This window comes from Rhodococcus sp. IEGM 1241, assembly GCF_033142365.1.
Classification (GTDB): Bacteria; Actinomycetota; Actinomycetes; order Mycobacteriales; family Mycobacteriaceae; genus Rhodococcus_F; species Rhodococcus_F erythropolis.
Genome location: NZ_JAWLSE010000002.1, coordinates 816,857 through 833,592, shown reverse-complemented (window position 1 = coordinate 833,592; position 16,736 = coordinate 816,857). Strand labels below are relative to the sequence as shown.

The 16,736-nt window shown below is 61.7% G+C and carries 17 protein-coding genes; 10 read left to right on the top strand and 7 right to left on the bottom strand.

The window, feature by feature from the left end; all coding sequences use genetic code 11:
• Positions 1-64: 64 nt before the first annotated feature.
• The 7 genes from R4P70_RS13575 to R4P70_RS13545 all read right to left on the bottom strand — a co-directional run bounded on the left by R4P70_RS13575 (position 65) and on the right by R4P70_RS13545 (position 7,161).
• The gene (locus R4P70_RS13575; RefSeq protein ID WP_317830930.1) at positions 65-1,705 is read right to left on the bottom strand and encodes a class I adenylate-forming enzyme family protein; all 1,641 of its coding nucleotides are present in this window, start codon (positions 1,703-1,705) and stop codon (positions 65-67) included.
• A 9-nt stretch (positions 1,706-1,714) separates the two neighbouring features.
• A complete protein-coding gene (locus tag R4P70_RS13570) occupies positions 1,715-2,419 on the bottom strand; it encodes an ABC transporter ATP-binding protein (RefSeq protein WP_317830929.1) in 705 nt (234 codons plus the stop codon).
• Between the two features lies 1 nt (position 2,420).
• On the bottom strand, positions 2,421-3,194 hold the full coding sequence (locus R4P70_RS13565; protein WP_046378188.1) for an ABC transporter ATP-binding protein: 774 nt from the start codon (positions 3,192-3,194) through the stop codon (positions 2,421-2,423).
• On the bottom strand, positions 3,191-4,219 hold the full coding sequence (locus R4P70_RS13560; protein ID WP_084325138.1) for a branched-chain amino acid ABC transporter permease: 1,029 nt from the start codon (positions 4,217-4,219) through the stop codon (positions 3,191-3,193). The genes R4P70_RS13565 and R4P70_RS13560 overlap by 4 nt, the downstream gene beginning before the upstream one ends.
• Positions 4,219-5,094: a branched-chain amino acid ABC transporter permease gene (locus R4P70_RS13555; RefSeq protein ID WP_317830927.1), complete on the bottom strand. Its 876-nt coding sequence runs from the start codon at positions 5,092-5,094 to the stop codon at positions 4,219-4,221. The genes R4P70_RS13560 and R4P70_RS13555 overlap by 1 nt, the downstream gene beginning before the upstream one ends.
• Positions 5,095-5,109: 15 nt before the next feature.
• Entirely contained in the window at positions 5,110-6,294 is a 1,185-nt protein-coding gene (locus tag R4P70_RS13550; protein ID WP_019744444.1) for an ABC transporter substrate-binding protein, read from the bottom strand.
• Between the two features lie 126 nt (positions 6,295-6,420).
• Positions 6,421-7,161, bottom strand: coding sequence for a helix-turn-helix domain-containing protein (locus tag R4P70_RS13545; protein WP_317830926.1), 741 nt, complete (start codon positions 7,159-7,161; stop codon positions 6,421-6,423).
• Between the two features lie 267 nt (positions 7,162-7,428).
• Here R4P70_RS13545 and urtA point away from each other — a divergent pair, with 267 nt between their 5' ends.
• The 10 genes from urtA (at position 7,429) to R4P70_RS13495 (ending at position 16,713) form a co-directional block, all read left to right on the top strand.
• The gene (gene urtA / locus R4P70_RS13540; protein WP_019744446.1) at positions 7,429-8,685 is read left to right on the top strand and encodes an urea ABC transporter substrate-binding protein; all 1,257 of its coding nucleotides are present in this window, start codon (positions 7,429-7,431) and stop codon (positions 8,683-8,685) included.
• Between the two features lie 54 nt (positions 8,686-8,739).
• The gene (gene urtB, locus R4P70_RS13535) at positions 8,740-9,624 is read left to right on the top strand and encodes an urea ABC transporter permease subunit UrtB (RefSeq protein WP_003941514.1); all 885 of its coding nucleotides are present in this window, start codon (positions 8,740-8,742) and stop codon (positions 9,622-9,624) included.
• Complete coding sequence (urtC, locus tag R4P70_RS13530) at positions 9,621-10,727, top strand: urea ABC transporter permease subunit UrtC (protein ID WP_020906728.1); 1,107 nt, start codon at positions 9,621-9,623, stop codon at positions 10,725-10,727. Before urtB ends, urtC begins: the two co-directional genes overlap by 4 nt.
• The gene (urtD, locus tag R4P70_RS13525; RefSeq protein WP_019744448.1) at positions 10,724-11,560 is read left to right on the top strand and encodes an urea ABC transporter ATP-binding protein UrtD; all 837 of its coding nucleotides are present in this window, start codon (positions 10,724-10,726) and stop codon (positions 11,558-11,560) included. The genes urtC and urtD overlap by 4 nt, the downstream gene beginning before the upstream one ends.
• A 3-nt stretch (positions 11,561-11,563) precedes the next feature.
• Positions 11,564-12,256 carry an urea ABC transporter ATP-binding subunit UrtE gene (urtE, locus tag R4P70_RS13520; protein WP_003941544.1) on the top strand — a complete coding sequence of 231 codons (693 nt, stop codon included), beginning with the start codon at positions 11,564-11,566 and terminating at the stop codon, positions 12,254-12,256.
• A gap of 1 nt (position 12,257) precedes the next feature.
• Entirely contained in the window at positions 12,258-12,947 is a 690-nt protein-coding gene (locus tag R4P70_RS13515; protein WP_020906727.1) for a GntR family transcriptional regulator, read from the top strand.
• 136 nt (positions 12,948-13,083) lie between these two features.
• Positions 13,084-14,073 (top strand): LLM class flavin-dependent oxidoreductase, encoded by a 990-nt coding sequence (locus R4P70_RS13510; protein ID WP_020906723.1) that lies wholly within the window; start codon positions 13,084-13,086, stop codon positions 14,071-14,073.
• 9 nt (positions 14,074-14,082) lie between these two features.
• Positions 14,083-15,279, top strand: coding sequence for an MFS transporter (locus tag R4P70_RS13505; RefSeq protein ID WP_317830925.1), 1,197 nt, complete (start codon positions 14,083-14,085; stop codon positions 15,277-15,279).
• A 97-nt stretch (positions 15,280-15,376) separates the two neighbouring features.
• Positions 15,377-16,183, top strand: coding sequence for an SDR family NAD(P)-dependent oxidoreductase (locus R4P70_RS13500; protein ID WP_069146196.1), 807 nt, complete (start codon positions 15,377-15,379; stop codon positions 16,181-16,183).
• A complete protein-coding gene (locus tag R4P70_RS13495) occupies positions 16,180-16,713 on the top strand; it encodes a carboxymuconolactone decarboxylase family protein (protein ID WP_019744457.1) in 534 nt (177 codons plus the stop codon). The genes R4P70_RS13500 and R4P70_RS13495 overlap by 4 nt, the downstream gene beginning before the upstream one ends.
• Positions 16,714-16,736: the final 23 nt, after the last annotated feature.

The following is a 16,736-nucleotide window of genomic DNA, read 5'->3' as shown; positions in this document are numbered from 1 at the left end:
TTTCCTTCACTCTCGGCAAAATGTCCGGATCAGCGTAACGCGACGCCGGTACTGTCAGGCGCGATCAGCCGAGTTCAGCGATCCGCCGCTGCGCGAGTGCCTTGACTTCGCCCTTGGCTACTTTGCCGCCTGCCGCCATCGGCAATTCGGCGACCGTCATCACGTACTCGGGTATGTACTCGCGGGTCACTCCTCGGCTCTGCAGCCAGGCGGTCAGGTCCACCGAACTCAGATCGTCATCGGCGGACACGACGACCGCACAGACCTTCTCACCGAACAGCGGATCGTCGACTCCGACCACGGCGACCAGTTCCACCGAAGGATGCGCGCGCACGTACTCCTCGACCTCGACCGCGGAAATGTTCTTGCCGCCTCGAATGATGATGTCGGCTTTGCGCCCGACCACACGCACCCGCCCGGTCTCGTCGATCTCGACGATGTCGCCGAGAAGCATCCAACCGTCGTCGGTGTACAACTCGTCGTTTGCATCGACGTCGCCCCAATAACCCTGGCACATCAGCGGGCCGTTGACCGCAGGCTGACCGCGACGGACGGAGCCGGTCACTTCCTTTGCCGCATCGTCGAATACACGAACTTGCATGCGATCGATGACGTGGCCGCACGTCTTCAGTCGGGTATCGGAACCGTCCGAAACCGTCGTCACCGAGACGGCGCCGGTTTCGTTTGATCCGTAGAACTGCAGGACAGCCGCTCCGGTACGTTGTTCGAAGGCCAGTGCCTCCGAATACGGCACGGCTTCACCACCGGTGAACATGAAACGAAGTGACGAGAGATCGGCCGATTCCGCGGCCTCCGAACGCAACAGCATCTTGAATTGTGTACTCACACAATTCAAAGCAGTCACCCGTTCGCGCTCGATCAACTCGATCATCACCGAAACGTCGAAGCGTTCCATGACGACATTGCGAGCACCGAGTAGCGCCGGCAGGAAATGCGAAGTCCAGAGGCCGAATCCGAAAGGTGCCGGAACCGCGCCGAGGAACACCTCATCCGGACCGATCGCCGCCGCCTCGGCGGCAATCTCGGAGAAACCAACCCAACGATCCTCGGTTTGTGTGACCAGTTTGGGTAGGCCCGTTGTGCCGGACGTCGAGTTCAGCATCGAAACGGCTGACGTGACAAAACACGGACTGGTTGCGGGGAACTGCTTTAGCTCGACCGGAAACGAGGTGAGTTCGCCGTTTGCACTCACGCGTTCGAAACTCACGTCGGCGCGTTCGTCGGCGAAGACGACGTCCAGTCCGGGATGCTCTGCCCGCAGACTCGCCACGAGTTCGGCGGTATCGACGCCGCGCAGCGTGCGAGTGGTGACGAGTACGGAGGCTTCCGAGCGGGCGATCAGATGAGAGATCTCGCGAATGCCCGAGCGCGAACCGATTCCGACCGCGACGCGGCCGGTACGAAATGCTGCGCAGAGAGCCGCATGGAATACAGCGGTGTCGGGGAGCAACACGGCTACATGTCCGTATCCCTCACCAGCTAGATCCAGCGCCGACGCGATCGCATCGGCAGCCGCGTCGTACTGTTTCCACGACACCCTCGATTCCGGAGTGACGAAGGCGGTTTCGTCCGGGATGGTCTCAGACCAATGCCTGACCATTTCGCTGATGCTGACGCCGGCGAACCGGTCCGGATTCGTGGCGAATTCACCGACGGTGAAGTCGAGTGTCTTCGTTTCAAGCATGATCGTCGATCATCTCCCGTCGGCGCTGAGTACGCCCATCGATTGTTTGTACGCGTTGTCCAGTGTCGCTGCGGAATCGCATTCGCGGACGAGTTCGCCGCGCTGCATGACATATCCGCGGTCGACAACCGATTTCAGTGCAGTAAGTGCCGGTTCCGTCACGATGACGGTCACACCCTCGGCGGCCAGACCCCCGACCAGCGCTCGCAGCTCCGCGACGATTTTCGGTGCCAGTCCTGTCATCATCTCGTCGAGGAGCAACACCTTCGGGGTTTCCAGAAGGGCCCGCCCCAGAACCAACATCTGCTGCTCACCACCGCTGAGGACCCCGGCATAACTCTCGGAGCGTTCATGCAGGATCGGGAACCTCTCGAAAGCTGTTTCCACGGCTTCGGCTTTCAATCCCAGCAGGTCTGCGCCGACGCGTAGGTTCTCGCGAACGGACATTCGCATGAACAGTTGCCTGCCTTGGGGTACGTAGGCAAATCCGCTGCGGACACGATGCAGTGCCGATAATTTCTGGATCTCTCGACCATCGAATTTGATTGTCCCGGTGGCGGGAACCGAGCCGTAGATGGATCCCGCCAAGCTGGTCTTGCCTGCACCGTTCGGCCCGACGATCGCTGTCACTTCACCGGCGGGGGCGACAAGGGAGACTTCCCGGACGGCGACAGCGGATCCGTATCGAACTGTGACTCTGTCGAGTTCGAGCATGTCAGGCGCCTTCCTCGTATTCGGAACCGAAATAGACTTCTCGCATCGCGTCGCTGGCCAAGCACTCCTGCGGTGGTCCGTAGAACGCCACTGATCCGAAATTGAGCAGCACGATCTTGGTGGCGAGCGCCGCGATGAGATCGACGTTGTGATCGACCAGGACTACTCCTTTGCCCTGCGCGGCAATCGATCGCACGGCACCGGAGATGGCAGCGATGCCGTCGTGATCCGCGCCGGCAAACGGTTCGTCCAACAGGAGAACATCGGGTTCGGTCGCCATCGCCCGCGCCACCTCGACCAGACGCTGCGCCCCCAAACTGAGATCCCCGCAAGCACTCTCGACGTCGGTGACCGAGTATCGCGCAGCAATCTCCCGGGCCCGCTGTGCTGTCCGGTCCCAGTTCTCGAAAGGTCCTTTGATCGCCCACCACAGCGAGTGCAGAGGTGAGGTGATCTTGTGCCCGTACAGTCCCGGGATGATGTTGTCGACGGCGTCGAGTTCCGCCGCGAGCTGCGGATGTTGAAACGTGCGCGAGAGCCCTTGCCGTGCACGGCGCTCCGACGGCCCGGTCAAGGCAGCACCCGCGAGCGCGACGGTTCCGGAATCTGCTTGCTGTGTGCCGAAGATGCAGTCCACCAGTGTGGTCTTGCCTGCCCCGTTCGGGCCGACCAGTCCGATCACCTCTCCCGGTCCGACGCTGAACGAGACATCGTCGACAGCGCGGACGCCGCCGTAGGACTTGTGGAGCCCGCTCACTTCGAGTAGCCGAGTCATCGATTGCCACGCTCCTTGTACAGACGGTTCATTCGACCCAGAACGTTCTGACTCCAACCGATCACCCCACCAGGCGCGACGATGAGGATCACCAGGACGGCTCCGGCAAGCAGGAGTTCGCCGCTTCCCTGGTAGCCGGGCATGTTCAGCGTCACGATCACCACGATCAATGCACCGAGCGGAGCACCCCACGCCGAACCGCGACCGCCGATGATCGGCATGAAGATTGCAAGGAAAACAATACTGAGAGTGAAGGTTTCAGGAGTGACAGCTTGCACCGACACGGTGAAAAGCGATCCGCCGGTCGACGCGATCGCGGCACCGATCGCCAGCGCCACGACGGTCAGGTGCGCAGGATTGACGCCGGAAGACCGTGCGACATTACGATTGTCGCGGGCAGCTTGCAACATCAGCCCCCACACCGATTTCCGGAGTCGATCGACAGCGACCGCGATCAGACACACGAACAAGATCGCGAACACGACCAATGCGTAGCGCGGTGGCTCCCAGCCGAACATCGTCACAGTCTCGACACCCGAGATCCCGGCCGATCCGCCGGTGAAACTCGGTCCGTCGATCAACCAGTGCTCGAAAGCGATACCGAACAACAAGGTCACCGCGGCAAGGTAGAAGCCGGAGAGTTTCTGCGTTGCCAAGCTGAGGAGTACTGCAACCGCTGCAGCGGCGAGGGCGCCGAGAATCCATCCCCACCACATCGACAACCCGGTCCGAACCGAGATCAGCGCAACGGCATACGCGCCGATCGCCGCATACGCGCTGTACGCCATCGACAGTGATCCCGCGAGCACGAATGGCACGTACATGCCGAGGGCGATCAGCGAATACGTCGCAGCGAGGAACACCAGATCCTGTCGGTACAGACTCGGCCCCATCCACAGCAGCACGGCAGCGACCACGACCACGGTGATCAGCGCTTCCCGTGACACAGCGAGCATCCTCGTCCGGGAACTGCCGGCCGGAGTGGGCGGATTTGACGTCAGCGGACTGGTAGAAAGCGAGGCCATCAGACGCGAACCTTCCTCGAGAGCAAGCCTTCCGGACGGAAAGCGAAGAACACCAGGGCAATCAACAGAATCGCGGTTTGAGCAGCACTCGCACCGAAGTAGTACGGGGCGAATACCTGGACGACGCCCAACACCATTCCGCCGATCAGCGGAGCCCAACTCCGGCCGGTACCACCGATGACGAGTGCGATGAATGCCGTCAGCGTCCATGACAGACCGCTCGTGAACTGAACACCGGCCTTGGGAGCGAACAGAAGTCCGGCGACGGCGGCGATCACACCCGCGAGGGTGAACGCGATGAGGCGTACCCGATCCACCGGCAAGCCCAGGACGCGGGCGGCATCCGGACTGTCGCCGACGGCGCGAAGCAGACGGCCCGAGGTGGACCGGTTCAGCCACAGTCCGATACCGACGAAGATCCCGGCAGTTCCGACGACGAGTACAACGGTCGAACTGTCGACGGTGGCACCGAGCACCGATATCGGATCGAAGTCGAAGATCTTCTGCCCGGGAAGTGGTGTGCGGCCGAAGACAGTGCCGGCGAGCTGCTGGATCCCGAACAGTACTGCGGTCACAGCCACCAACGCCGGTAGTTCCCCACGACCCGATCGCTTCTGAACCTGTTTGACCACAAGCTTTTCCGTCAGGATCGACAGCGCCACCGCTACCGCGATCCCTAGCGGCATGGCAATCCAGAGAGCGAGCCCGCAATTGATCGCGACCCAACTCGACGCCATGGCCGCAGCCATCGCATACGGACCCATCGCAAAATTGAAGAAATCGGCGCCGACCACCACGAGATACATTCCGAGGGCTATCAGTGAAAAGAATGCACCGATCTCGATGGCAGCGAGCCACAGTTGTGCGTCTGTCATGTCAAGGCTCCTCGGTTATCCACACGGGGGTTGGTAGGAATCCCACGGATGGGCCGGCTTGTTGTCCTCACCGAATTCGACGAGCACCAGTCCGCAGAGGCTGTCCGGAGCCAGGTGATCCTGCGAGGAGAACGACAGTGTCAATCCGTCCTGGCCGAAGCTGGCGGGAAGTGCCGAAACCTGTTGAAGAGCATCACGAACGGCCGTCCGATCTCGGTGGTCGCCGGCAATTTCGATTGCCTCGGCCAACATCATGACGGCGTCGTACGCCTGTGCGTCGTAGGCAGTCAGTTGATAATCAGGCCCCTTCACCGCCTGCACCTTGCGACGCAGTTCGGCGGTTCTCGGGTTGTTCTCACTGAGCGAGCCCATGTACACCATGCCGCTCAACGCCTTCGGGTCCGCCAAAGCCCAAGATGCGGGCTGGTTTCCGATGGAAGCGAGTGAGAAGCGTTGCGTCTGTGGGGTGATCTTCGACAACGTGTTGTGCGCGAGGATTTCGAAGTGCCCGCCGATACTGGCGACCAGAATCGCGTCCGGTTCGGTTTCCGCGAGACGTGAGACCTGTGCGGTGATGTCCGCGGCATCGACCGGCGCCTTTTCAACGCCCGTCACTCTCGCGCACTTCTCGAGCGCCGGCCGCAGGGTCTTGATGATTCCGTCGATGGACGCACTCGCGTCACCGAGAATTCCCAGGGACTTGTACCCCATCTTCTCGAAAGCCCCGCAGTACACCTGGGCGTACTGCTTCAACGAGTTCGGAATCATGAACGAGAAGTCGTTGTCGGGCGCCGAGGCAAAGGCGTCGCTGAGAACGACCGGAGCTATCGCGGGAATCTTCGACTGCTGGAGAATCGACTTGGCCTGCAGCACCGACCCGCTGCCGGTGGCGAGGATGACCGCACTTGATCCGTGATCGACCAACTTCCGAATGATCGACGGGGTCTTGGTGGGACTGCTCTCGTCATTCTCGACAACCAATTCGACCTGCTTGCCGTTGATTCCGCCGGCCTGGTTGATCAGGTCGACAGTCATACGCACGGTCTTGCCGGCGATCGTGCTGTACGACGCACCGGGCCCGGTGGAGTCCTCGTCCAAACCGATGACGATGGTGTCTTCGGGAATGACACCGGCAGATGCGCACGCGCTCGCCCCGAGGACCACTGCCGCGCAGACGGCAATCGCCTTTCCGAGTCTCACATCGAACTCCCGTCCAAACTGTGCTTGGTAAATCAAACAAGCGCTTGATTTATGAGTGTGGACAGAAGTATGCACTGGGTCACACCGATAGTCAAAATTCGAACTACACGCGCAGGAACTGCGGTGTTACGGCTTCTGCAGCTGCCGGATCGAGGAGCTGAGTTCGCGAATGACGGACTTCAATTCGTCGACATCAGAGCGGAGTTCGGCAAATTCGGAGGCAGGAGATACGGCCTGCGCTTCCTTCTTCGTCGTGCGCTGCGCAATGCGTGCCACCGGCTCGCCGTCGACGGAACGTGCGGCGAAGCCGTCCAGGAAAACCGAAATCAGATTGCGCTGCAGATCATCCGCCAACTCGGAAAGCTGCGGGCGATACTGCGCGACGGTGGACCAGACGGATTCACGCAGGAGACGGTGAAACTGTTCGGGATCGATGTCTTCCCGAAACTCCGCGTCGGCAATTCCGCGAGCGATAGCCGATCGCCAGTATCTGTGTGCCTTCTGAACCAGGATGGTGATGGGCGCGTCCGCCGGTTGCGACGAAAGTATGGCTTCTCCCTGGTAGACCTCCGTGGCATACGGGTGATCCACCGCCGATGCAAAAGACACCGAGACCATCGTTGCCAGGCGATCTCGGGCCGAACCTCCCGACTCGATCGAGTCTTCGTACCTGACGTTGAGGTCTTCGAGAAACCGGACGACGATCTCGTTGGCTATCGCATCCTTGGAGTCGAAGTAGTGGTAGAGGCTGCCGGAGAGAATCCCGACTTCGTCGGCGATGTCGCGTACCGTCGTCGCGGCGATTCCCCGCTCACTGAACAGCTTGGCCGCATGAGCGAGTATTTCGTCCCGTCGGGTCGAGCGCACGAGAAGATCCTTCCGACGTTCCGATCGTCAAGCGAGTGCTTGATCAATTTCTCGTCGATGCTAACACCGCACCCTCGCTGACCTGCGGTGTGAGGTCCTGGACATCCAATCGAAACACCGGACACACACTTGTCACCGACAGTCATTCCACCGCAACAACTTCCACCTACTCTGTGCACTCGACGAATACAGCGTTGTATACGCACTCCGGATACAGATCTGTCAGAGCCATTGTCTGCCAGAGCCATCGACACGAAAGGCCCGTACATGCGAACCTTCTCGAAGCGCACCCTTGCCGCGCCGGCCGCTCTCGCCGCGCTGGGCTTGGTTCTCACCGGCTGCGGAAGCAAGGCGACAGACACCGCATCGGGAGATTCGACGGCTACGTCGTGCGTCGACACCTCGGGGGACACGATCAAGGTCGGTTCTCTGAATTCACTCTCGGGCACCATGGCCATCAGTGAAGTGACGGTCCGCGACTCCATCTCGTTGGCGGTGCAGGAGATCAACGATTCCGGCGGTGTGCTGGGCAAGAAGATCCAGATCGTGGCAGAGGACGGCGCGTCGGAGCCGACAGTGTTCGCCGAGAAGGCCGAGAAACTGATCAGCAGCGATTGCGTCGCAGCAGTTTTCGGTGGCTGGACTTCCTCGAGCCGCAAGGCCATGCTGCCGGTGTTCGAGGACAACAATTCCTTGCTCTACTACCCGGTCCAGTACGAGGGGCTGGAAGATTCGAAGAACATCTTCTACACGGGTGCAACGACCAACCAGCAGATCATCCCGGCTCTGGATTACCTGAAGGAGAAGGGCGTCAAGTCGCTGTATCTGGTCGGCAGCGACTACGTGTTCCCGCAGACCGCCAACCGCATCATCAAGGCCTACGCGGCAGCGAACGGCATCGAGATCAAGGGCGAGGATTACACGCCATTGGGCTCGACCGACTTCTCCACCATCGTGAACAAGGTCCGCACAGCCGACGCCGATGCCGTGTTCAACACACTCAACGGCGATTCCAACGTCGCGTTCTTCCGTGAATACTCGAATGTCGGCCTGAAGCCCGCCGACATGCCCGTCGTCTCCGTCTCCATTGCGGAGGAAGAGGTCGGCGGTATCGGAGTCCAGAACGTCGAAGGCCAGCTGACGGCGTGGAACTACTACCAGACCATCGACTCCCCCGAGAACAAGAAGTTCGTCGAGGCGTACAAGGCGAAGTTCGGCCAGGACAAGCCCACGTCCGATCCGATGGAAGCGGCATACACCTCCGTCTACCTCTGGAAGAACACCGTCGAGAAGGCCAACTCGTTTGCGGTCAAGGATATTCAGGACAACGCCGACGGTGTGACCTTCCAGGCACCCGAAGGACTCGTCACCATCGACGGCGACAACCACCACATCACCAAGACTGCCCGAATCGGCGAAATCCGTTCCGACGGACTGATCTACACGGTCTGGGATTCGGGACAGCCGATCGAGCCGGATCCGTACCTGAAGAACTACCCCTGGGCCGAGGGACTCGGCAGCTGATCGACGAAAGGCGGAATTGACGGAATCGACGAGTAGAGAGGTGGAGCGTCTGTCATGGATGTTGTGATCGGACAGTTGTTCACGGGTTTGAGTATCGGATCGATTCTCCTGTTGGCAGCGTTGGGATTGTCTCTCACGTTCGGGCAGATGGGTGTCATCAACATGGCACACGGCGAGTTCATCATGGCCGGCTCGTACACCGCATACGTAGTGCAGCAGGTGATCTCGAATGCAACGGGATCGTTGATCATTTCTCTGCTCGTCGGTTTTGTCGTCGGCGGACTGATGGGTGTCGTGCTCGAAGTGGTCCTGGTATCGCGGATGTACCACCGACCCCTCGACACCCTGTTGGTGACATTCGGCGTCGGATTGATCCTTCAGCAGTTGGCGCGCGACATCTTCGGCGCGCCGGCAGTCAATGTTTCGGCGCCGAGCTGGCTTTCGGGTGGGGTCGATATTTTCGGCGCCGTGGTACCGAAAACCCGCATCTTCATTCTGGTGTTGGCGATCGCAGCGGTGATCGCGCTTTCGGTCGCACTGAAGCAGTCGTCGATGGGTCGACGCATCCGGGCCGTCGTCCAAAATCGCGATCTGGCCGAGACGAGCGGAATCTCTTCTCGTCGTACGGACATCACGACCTTCTTCCTCGGTTCCGGACTCGCCGGCGTCGCGGGTGTCGCGTTGACACTCATCGGTTCCACCAGCCCGACCATCGGCCAGTCGTATCTGATCGACGCCTTCCTTGTTGTCGTCGTCGGCGGTCTCGGTCAGATGAAGGGAGCCGTGATCGCAGCCTTCGCCCTCGGCATCTTGAACTCGTTCATCGAGTACTCGACGACGGCGTCGATCGCGAAGGTGATCGTGTTCGTCATCATCGTCGTCTTCCTTCAAGTTCGGCCGCAGGGCCTGTTCGCAGTCAAGACGAGGAGCCTCGTATGAGCATCCTGAACAATTCCCGAATTCGGGTGTGGGGCGGATTTGCACTTGCCGCGATCGTGCTGTTCGCCATCGCTCCGGCTGTGCTCTCGGACTTCAGGCTGTCACTGTTGGCCAAATTCCTGTGCTTCGCCATAGTCGCTGTCGGCATCGGCTTGGCTTGGGGCAGAGGCGGAATGCTCACGCTCGGCCAGGGCGTCTTCTTCGGAATCGGCGCATATGTGATGGCGATGCACCTCAAGATCGCCGATGCCGAACTCAAGGGCGACGCGGTCCCGGACTTCATGTCCATCGCCGGCAAAACAGAACTTCCGGGATACTGGCAACCGTTCGCCTCGCCATTCGTGGCGATCTTCGCCATCCTTTTCCTGCCTGGCGCTGTTGCCTTTCTCCTCGGACTCGGTGTGTTCAAGCGGAGAGTCAAGGGCGCATACTTCGCGATCCTCTCGCAAGCACTCGCCGCGGCTTTCGCGATCCTCTTGATCGGCCAGCAGTCGATCGGTGGCAGCAACGGCCTCAACCGCTTTCGCACGTTCTTCGGTTTCAACCTCAACGATCCGGCGAACAAGCAGATGTTGTTCTTCATCGCCGCCGGAGTTCTTCTCGCATCGGTCGCTCTGATTCGCCAGCTGATGAACTCCCGATACGGCGAACTCCTCGTCGCCGTCCGCGATCAAGAGGAGCGCGTACGTTTCCTCGGATACGATCCGGCGAACATCAAACTGGTCGCCTACGTGACCGCGGCGTTCCTCGCCGGTATCGCCGGTGCGCTGTTCGTTCCGATCGTGGGCATCATCTCCCCCGCCGACGTCGGGATCGTTCCGTCAATCGCCTTCCTCATCGGGGTCGCGATCGGTGGCCGCGCAACGCTTCTGGGTCCGGTACTCGGTGCGATCGGCGTCGCTTGGGCGCAGTCGACATTCTCGGAGAAACTCCCTTCGGGATGGATCTACGCACAAGGGTTGATGTTCATCGTCGTGGTCGGGTTCTTCCCGGCAGGTGTGGCCGGATTGTTCGCCCTGATGCGCCACCGCAAGAAGCGTGAGACCCCGGCCGACCCGCCGGTCAAGGTCTCCCAACCCGAACCAGTGGAGGTGTCGTCATGACCAACACAACCGCCACCAGCGAACCCACACCGGCACTGGGCGGCAACGCCGGAATGTCGTCCGAGTACCTCGAAGTACGGAACCTTTCGGTCAGCTTCGACGGTTTCAAGGCCGTCGACGGCGTCGACTTGACCCTCATGCAGGGCGACCTCAGGTTTCTCATCGGCCCGAACGGGGCTGGAAAGACAACGCTGGTCGACGCCATCACCGGACTCGTTCCCGCGACGGGTTCGATCACGAAGTCCGGCGAGCAACTGCTCGGCAAGAAGGTTCACAAGATCGCCCGCCTCGGCGTCGGGCGAACCTTCCAGACGGCAAGCGTCTTCGAAGAACTCTCGGTGCTGCAGAATCTCGACATCGCGGCGGGAGCCGGTCGATCGGCGTGGAACCTGCTCCGAAGGCGCAAAGGTGTGCTCCCCGAGATCGAGGAGGCTCTGGAGACAACCGGCTTGGAGCACCTCAGAGACACTCCCGCGGGCATTCTGGCGCACGGGCAGAAACAGTGGCTCGAAATCGGAATGTTGTTGGTGCAGAACTGTTCCGTGCTACTACTCGACGAGCCCGTCGCTGGGATGAGCCTGGAGGAGCGCGAGGAAACCGGAAACCTTCTACGGCGCATCGGCGGTGCACGAACCGTCGTCGTGGTCGAGCACGACATGGACTTCATGCGATCGTTCGCCACGTCCGTCACAGTGCTCGCCGCTGGGAAAGTACTCGCCGAAGGAACTGTGGCGGAGGTTCAAGCCGACCCCAAGGTGCAAGAGGTCTATCTCGGCACAGCCGCTGCCGGAACCGATCTCGGCGCCGACACCGAACCGACCCCGGAGGACTGAATCATGCTCGAGCTCGTCGACATCCGCGCCGGCTACGGACGCACCGAAGTGATCCACGGCGTTTCCCTGCTGGTTCCCAGCGACGGGGTTGCGGCAGTCATGGGTCACAACGGTGCGGGTAAAACCACCTTGCTGCGCGCCGCCGTCGGTCTGATCAAACCTACGCGGGGAAAGGTACTTCTGAACGGTGAGGACATCACCGGACTACGGCCGAGCGCCCGCGTCGCTCGCGGACTTGCCTACGTACCGCAGGGTCAGCAGTCGTTCGGACAACTGACAACTGCCGAGAATCTTCGGGTGGTCGCCGACGGGCGCAAACGCGGAAAGGCGCTCATCGCAGAGGCATTGGATCTGTTTCCCGCGCTCACCACACTCCTCGACCGTCGCGCGGGACTTCTCTCCGGCGGGCAGCGCCAACAACTTGCCATCGCCCGCGCATTGATCACCGAGCCCAAGATCCTCATCCTCGACGAACCAACCGAGGGTATTCAGCCCAACGTGGTCGCCGAAATCGAAAGAACCGTCATGGAACTCACCGAGCGCGGCGATCTCGGTGTCCTCCTTGTCGAGCAGCACATCGGTTTCGCGCTCCAATCTGCTCAGCATTACAGCATTCTCGCGGCCGGACACGTGACCTCGACCGGTGAGGGCGGCACCACGTCCACCGAGGCGGTTCGTCGAGCGATGGCAATCTGACATGAGTGTGCGGCCGCCGCTGCGCGAACAGGTTTACCGGTCGATCCGAAACGATCTGATGTCCGGTCAGATCGCGCCCTCGGAACGACTGGGCGAGGAACGCCTGGCCCATCTCTACGGTGTCTCGCGAACACCGGTGCGCGAAGCGCTCGCAAAGTTGGAATCCGACGGGCTGGTCGAGCGCGACGAACACGGACTCTTTCCGTACCGACCGCACCTCGACGAGTTGGGTGGCCTCTACGAGCTGCGCATACTCCTCGAGGTGCACGGGCTTCGTCGGGTACTCGACGGTGAGGCCCCCGCTCATGATCGAGACGCGCTCGGTTCCGAGCTCGACAAGTGGTACGCATTTCTCAAACAGATGCCGGTACCGGACGCCGGTTTCGTGACGCTCGACGAGGAGTTCCACATCGCGCTCCTCGCCTCGTCCGGAAACCACGCGTTGGTCGACGCCTTGCAGGCCGTCAACTCGAAGCTGCGCCCCGTGCGGATGTTCGACTACCTGACTCCCGACCGTATGAAGGCCACCGTGGAGGAACATATCTCCGTCGTCGAACTGGTTCTGGACGGCAAGATTCCGCAAGCGCACGAGGCACTGGTATCGCACATCGACATCTCTCGTGCGGTTGTCCTCGACCGTGCTCGTCAGGCCCTCTCGTTGGCCGCCATGGCCAACGCTGTGCGGAACTGATCGAGCGGGAGTCACCGCCCCTCCGAAAATCGCACTTGCTCAGCGTGGGAAGGCTCTCGGAAATAGGAATGGACTCACAGCGGTTGCACCTCACAACGACGCTTGCGTTCTATTCGCTGAGAAAGGCTCCACCTCCATGGCCGTACCACTTTCCATCCTCGACCTCGCCCACATCGGGGACGACGAAACCGCCAAAGACAGCTTCGACGCCAGCGTGACCTTGGCGCAGCGTGCCGAGGAGTGGGGCTACAAGCGAATCTGGTACGCCGAGCACCACAACATGGGTTCCATCGCGTCTTCGGCAACCAGCGTTCTGATCAGCCACGTCGCCGCGAACACCAGCAAAATCCGCCTCGGCGCCGGTGGAATCATGCTGCCCAACCACGCACCGCTGACGATCGCCGAGCAGTTCGGCACCCTCGAGACTTTGCACCCCGGTCGAATCGATCTCGGTCTCGGCCGCGCGCCCGGTAGTGATCAGAAGACGATGCAGGCTTTGCGACGCGACCCGAGTTCTTCGGACAGCTTCCCGCAGGACGTACTCGAGCTTCAGGGCTACCTCGGCGACACCTCGCGCGTCCCCGGAATCAATGCCGTTCCCGGTAAGGGCACTCACGTTCCGCTCTACATTCTCGGATCGTCACTGTTCGGCGCCAAGCTCGCCGCGATGCTCGGCCTGCCGTATGCATTTGCCTCGCACTTCGCCCCCAACGCCCTGCGCGACGCCGTCGCAATCTACCGACGCGAGTTCAAGCCGTCGGAGCAGTTGGCGGAGCCGTACGTCATCGCCGGCGTCAACGTCATCGCCGCCGACACCCATGAGCAGGCTCAGCAGGACTTCCTCGCGGCCAAGCGTTCGCGCGTCAGTCTTCTTCTCGGGCGTGGACGCAAATTCACGGACGACGAAGCGGACATGCTGCTCGACTCCCCCGCCGGTCAGCAGGTTCTGCAAATGACCAAGTACAGCGCCATCGGCACGCCCGCCGAGGTGCGTGCGTACCTCGACGAATTCACCGAGCATGCGCAGGCCGACGAGCTGATCACGGTGTCGACCGGCACCAACCGCGAGGCATGGTTGCGCACGTTTGAACTCCTCGCCGACGTGAGCGATCTGGTGCCCGCCTAAGCTGCCGGTATGGGCGATCCATCCCGTCGCGGGTTCATCTCGGTACTGGCCGTACTACTTTCGACGGGTTGGGCCGCCAACCACTTTGCTTCGCTCATCCCGGTTCTCCGGGTGGACGAGGGCCTTTCGCATACCGTGCTCGACGGTGTTTTCGGTATCTATGCGCTCGGACTCCTACCCGGCCTGTTGACCGGTGGAGCAGTGTCGGACCGCGTCGGCCGAGCTGTAGTCGTCCTTCCCGGAGCACTCATAGCCTCGCTCGGAACCTTGATTCTTCTTCTCTGGCACGACGCGCCCGGGCTCATGGTCGGGCGCCTCGTAGTCGGTATCGGTGCCGGTCTGGCAATCGGCGCCGGTACCGCGTGGGCGGCTGACCTTCGCGGCAAGTCCGGAACCGTGATGGCGGGTGTCGCACTCACCTCGGGTTTTGCACTGGGACCACTGTTTTCGGGTCTGTTGGCACAATTTGCCGCCTTCCCACTCGCTACGCCCTTTGTCGTCTCGGCCGTCTTGTCGGTGGGTTCGGTTGCCGCGGCAGCTGTGTGGAGTCGTACTCCTGCTCCCACCAAAGCTGCGATGTTCACACAAATTCCCGACCGCGCAGAGCGGTCGGGAACCGGTGTGAAGGTCGCACTGCTCTGGGCACTTCCGTTGGCGCCATGGGTGTTCGCCAGCGCAACAGTGTCTTTCGTGACCATGACGGCCAGGCTCGGCGACCGCTACTCAGGTCCTCTCCTTCCGGGTTTCGCCGCGGCGCTGACTCTGGGTGCTGGAATCCTGGTTCAAACCGCTGCGCGCCATCGCAATTGGGGTCCTCAGGCCGGCACGGTCGGCGCCGCACTGGCGGCACTCGGATACTGCCTGGTCGCAGTCGGCGGCGCGCACCCCGCGCTCGGGTTGTTCATCGTCTGCGCGCTCGTCCTCGGTACGGCCTACGGACTGTGTCTACGTGAGGGACTGCTCGACCTCGAGTCGCTGGCTCCCCCGGCCTCGCGGGGCGCTTTGACCGGGATCTTCTACGTCGGCACCTATCTCGGATTCGGACTGCCGGTGCTACTGGTTGTCATCGAGCCCACGATGGGTCCGGCACTGCCGTTGGTGATCCTCGCCGCTGTTGCCGCCGTCGTTGCCGTGGTCCGATTCCGTCGATTGCGGTCGCCCCAGGCTTCCACGCCACATCCGCGTCTCGAAGCCGCATCGGTCTGAACACCCGTTCGGACGGAGTTGGCGGTACTTGCAGTCGCAGCTACCCGGCGGTGTTAGCGTCGGAGGACCAGAAGGTAACTGCGTAGGGACACAGCACATGGGCAAGAGCGAGGCGGGCAAGGCCGAATCGGCCAAGAGCAGTGGCGACGATCTGACGGGTCGGCGCATCCTGATCACCGGCGCTGCCCGCAATATCGGTTCTTCGCTGGCCAGACGCCTGTACGACCGTGGTGCGTCCGTGGGACTGCTCGGCCTCGAGCCGGAACTTCTCGAGCAAGTCGCCACTTCCTGCGGCCGCGCACCCTGGCAGTTGTGCGATGTCGCCGACCCCGAGCAGGTATCTCGCGGCGTCGACTACATCGCTGAGAAGTTGGGAGGCATCGACGTCGTCGTGGCCAATGCCGGCGTCGAGGCGAACTCGTCGATCCTCGACGGAGACGTCGAAGACATGCGTCGCGCAGTCGAAGTCAACCTCATGGGCACGTACTACACCCTGCGCGCAGCGGGTCCCCACATCAGTCACGAAGATGGTTACGCCCTGGTGGTCGCCTCGGCCCACGGCGCGGCGAAGCACCCGTTCCGCGGACCGTTCGGTGCTTCGCGCGCCGGTGTCGAAGCGTTGGGCGACGCGTTGCGCCTGGAAATGAAACACCTTGGTACCAAGGTGGGCGTCGCGTATATCGGAGACATCGACACCGATACCACCGCACTCTCTTTCGACGGCGCTCGCGGAACCCTCGCCAGCGCCGGCACCACGACCGTCGCTGACGCCGTCGACGCGTTCGAGCGCGGTATCGTCGGCCGGAAGTCACGCGTACACGCGCCCCGCCGCAGCGCTGCGGTTCGCCACATCGCGCAACGAGCTATCGACCTCCGTCCCTCTCACATCCGTGGAGTCGCATGAACCCCCGCATCCCGCCCGGCCGATTCAAAGATCTCGGTCCGATCAACTGGGGAATCTGGCGTGTCCTGTCGAAGGCTGCCGGAGCACCCGATGCGCATCTGTTCAGCACCTTGGGGCGCACGGGTGGACTCTTCCGCGGTTGGCTGCACTACTCCGGCTCACTCATGCCCGGCGGCAAGATCTCTCGCCACGACACCGAACTGATCATCCTGCGGGTCGCGCACCTGCGGGACTGCGGTTACGAGATGGATCACCACATCAGGCTCGGCCGCAAAGCCGGAATCGACGCAGAAGAACTGGCCCGAATCATCGAGGGCCCTGGCGCTTCCGAGTTGAGTCCGCGTCACCGTGCGATCTTGACTGCGGTCGACGAGTTGGTCACCACCAAGGACATCACCGACAACACGTGGGGAACGCTCTCGCAGCATCTCGACGATCGTCGGTTGATCGAATTCACCTTGCTGGTCACTCAGTACGACGGCCTGGCCACCACGATCGGAACCTTGCGGGTTCAGCGCGACTTCTCCTGAAGTTCCGCGGCGGCCGTAACTCA